The organism is Methylobacterium nigriterrae (genome assembly GCF_037106235.1).
In the GTDB taxonomy this organism is placed as follows: Bacteria; Pseudomonadota; Alphaproteobacteria; order Rhizobiales; family Beijerinckiaceae; genus Methylobacterium; species Methylobacterium nigriterrae.
On record NZ_JBAWTG010000289.1, the window covers coordinates 1 to 2,573 of the forward strand.

Below are 2,573 nucleotides of genomic sequence, written 5' to 3' on the forward strand. Positions count from 1 at the left end.
CGGCTCGGTCGCCAGCGCCGCGACAAGCCCCGCCGCTTTCACGACCTCGGGCGGCGGGGCGCCCCCGCAATGGAAAACCCCGCCCTGATCGCGCGAAGGACGGGGTTTCCAATGACGAGCGGAGGCGTCCACTCGCCTGTGAAACTGCCGCATCGTGGTTAACGGATCGTTAGCGGCCCCTACGCAGTCCGCCTTCAACAATGGTGGGGAAGCTCCCCAATTTGGGGGATGCCGTCGCTGAAACCGTACCGAAATTTGCTCTCAAGTCGGTACGGAGTGCGTCCATGACCCACGAAATGCTGAGGTTCCTCAAGGCTCTCCACGCTTGCGACGGCCCGGTTCACGTCCGCCGCATCGGCATCGGCTGCAGCGCGCATCAGGCCAAGGCTCGCCAGGATGCACGTCAGCTCGGATATGCCGAGTTTCACCGGGATGAGTTCAGTTGGTCGATCACGCACTTGGGCAGGAGCGCACTCGCCGAGGCGGTCGTGGGTTGACCCGGATGACCCAAGAGTAGGCTGCGGCGCCACACAGTTCTTCGGGCGCGCTGAGTGCCCAACCGGGCTACTCCTCGTCATTCCTGCGCTTATTGCGGGATACGGTTCCGTGCTGCTGCCTTGGCCACGGGACCCGAATGCGCCGCCTGAACTACGATGAGCCTGTCACGGTCGTCTGGCACGATGTGCGTGGCCTGCAGCGGCTTGCTCAGGGCAAACCTGTCCGCTGTAAGCTCGACCGAGCCGTGCGCCTGATTGTCAGCGACTGGGAGAGGCGGCGGGACGCTCGGCTGGGCTTGATCTTGCGCGATGGTGGCAAGAAGCCAATCACCTCATACGAGGACGTGAGGGCTATCTACGACCGCGACGACTTTCCGGTGACGAAGCGAGGCTGAGCGACAGCGGCGCAGCGGCCGCGTAGTCAGCACGGCCCCGTTTAGGCTTACGCGCCCATCAGAGCCTTGCGGAGCGCGGTGAGGCAGGCGAATTGAACACCGCTCTGCAGCCAGGGCTCAGCTTCGGCTTCTCACGGCGCAAGCAGGCCGTGATACCGGCCACATTCGGGATCTCGCTGCTGCACAGCCGCAGGACATCAGGGGCACACGCCTCGCGCTGTGCAGCCGTAGGCTCTGCTTGGCTGGGTGTAGCAAGGACAAGAGCCAGGGCTGCTAAGCAGAGGCAGGAAGCAGGCCGACGCATGTTCATGACTGCCGAGCGAAAGGATGCCCGCGCCTTGGTAAGCCGTTGCGCAGGACGGACCGGCAGGTTCGGTGTGAAGAATTAAGGAAGGATCAACAAGGTATCTCGGTCTGCCAAAGTGTGACAGGCCGTGTCTTATCGACTACCAGTCTCAACGAGATAGCCGCGCAAGGATCTGCTGTCGTCAATTGTAGTCGCGTCGTACAGTCAGAGACTGTGAAAACCGAGTGGCTTGCTCCCGAGTAAGCCCAGCAACCAAGACCCGGTCGTCGCGGTAAACAGTATACGTGCCGTCTTGGGTTGGCTTTATGCGGATCATTCCATGCTCCAGCAGCATACTGGTTGGCGACTACGTACGTACTAGCTTGGCCGTTTGATAATCTGCTGAGATCCTTGGATCAAGTGCAATTTAATCTATCTTCCAAGTCCGAGGTATAGGCTGCACTGTAGTTCGCTGATTACGCTGACATTTTTATGCCTTACTGCGATGTGTGATGCAGTCCGCCTGCTTGGTCTTATGGCGCCTGTCTGGTGAAGTGATTCGGGTGCGGTTAGTCGCGCTCGTCTGCGTTCGGATGCGATAGCCCAGCGTCCCCGTCCCGGCATCAGGTGTGTTCGCCCACCTGATCGCCGACAGCCTCGGGCTCGCTCTCACAGCCGTGAGCGGGCAGGCAGTGTTCCACGATGTGCGGCTGCGCAGGGTCTGGGCCCTGCTGCTGAAGATGATGCTGTTTCTCACGGCCGGCGGCATGATGCTCTACAGCCTGAACGATGCGTTGAAGCGCAGGGCGGCCTACAGTGCCGCCGTCGCCGGTCTCCTCTCCTGTATGGCGTTCTGGCCCTCCCTGCGCCACCGCATCCGGAGCGGACGTCGGCCGAACTAGATCACCTTCAGAAAGCGGGCAGCCTTTGCCTCAGGAGCTTCGCCCTCAGGGTTCAGCAGCTGTCGCATCTCCTTGCCGGACTTGAAATGGACGGCCTTCTTCTCGGCGACGTCGACCTTCTCGCCGGTCCGAGGGTTACGGCCCTCTCGCGAGCCCAAGGTCTTGACCGAGAAGGCGCCGAAGCCGCGGATCTCCACCCGGTCGCCAGCTTCAAGGGCATTCACGATCCTGCCGAGGATCGCTTTCACGATGGCCTCGCAGTCCCGCTCGTAGAGCTGCGGGTTCTGCTCGGCGAGGCGGCGGGTGAGGTCGGACCTGATCATGTAGAGGAAAGGAGCACGCCCCACTGCCCCGCTCAAGCCTCCTCGGCTTGACGTTGACTTAACCGTCCCGGCCACGCGACATGGCATGTCCGGCAGGCTCGCTCCTGCGAGTCGTGAGCCGGAGAAGGAGACCGCCGCGACGAAGACCTAAGCCCAAAACGCCAACGGCC

The 2,573-nt window shown here is 62.1% G+C and carries 4 protein-coding genes; 3 read left to right on the forward strand and 1 reads right to left on the reverse strand.

Going from position 1 to position 2,573, the window contains the following annotated elements; all coding sequences use genetic code 11:
* The first annotated feature begins 284 nt into the window (after positions 1–284).
* The 3 genes from WDW90_RS36255 to WDW90_RS36265 all read left to right on the forward strand — a co-directional run bounded on the left by WDW90_RS36255 (position 285) and on the right by WDW90_RS36265 (position 2,080).
* Positions 285–497 (forward strand): hypothetical protein, encoded by a 213-nt coding sequence (locus WDW90_RS36255; RefSeq protein ID WP_336492581.1) that lies wholly within the window; start codon positions 285–287, stop codon positions 495–497.
* 137 nt (positions 498–634) lie between these two features.
* The gene (locus WDW90_RS36260; RefSeq protein ID WP_336492582.1) at positions 635–892 is read left to right on the forward strand and encodes a hypothetical protein; all 258 of its coding nucleotides are present in this window, start codon (positions 635–637) and stop codon (positions 890–892) included.
* A gap of 915 nt (positions 893–1,807) precedes the next feature.
* Positions 1,808–2,080, forward strand: coding sequence for a hypothetical protein (locus WDW90_RS36265; RefSeq protein WP_336492583.1), 273 nt, complete (start codon positions 1,808–1,810; stop codon positions 2,078–2,080).
* On the opposite strand, the gene WDW90_RS36270 is transcribed toward WDW90_RS36265, so the two are convergent.
* Positions 2,077–2,403 carry an integration host factor subunit beta gene (locus WDW90_RS36270; protein WP_336492584.1) on the reverse strand — a complete coding sequence of 109 codons (327 nt, stop codon included), beginning with the start codon at positions 2,401–2,403 and terminating at the stop codon, positions 2,077–2,079. The two genes, WDW90_RS36265 and WDW90_RS36270, sit on opposite strands and share 4 nt — an antisense overlap.
* Between the last annotated feature and the right edge of the window lie 170 nt (positions 2,404–2,573).

Excerpts from the sequence above, each read along its gene's own strand:
- WDW90_RS36270 (WP_336492584.1), bottom strand. The coding sequence starts at position 2,403 with ATGATCAGGTCCGACCTCACCCGCCGCCTCGCCGAGCAGAACCCGCAG.
- WDW90_RS36255 (WP_336492581.1), top strand. The coding sequence starts at position 285 with ATGACCCACGAAATGCTGAGGTTCCTCAAGGCTCTCCACGCTTGCGAC.
- WDW90_RS36260 (WP_336492582.1), top strand. The coding sequence starts at position 635 with ATGCGCCGCCTGAACTACGATGAGCCTGTCACGGTCGTCTGGCACGAT.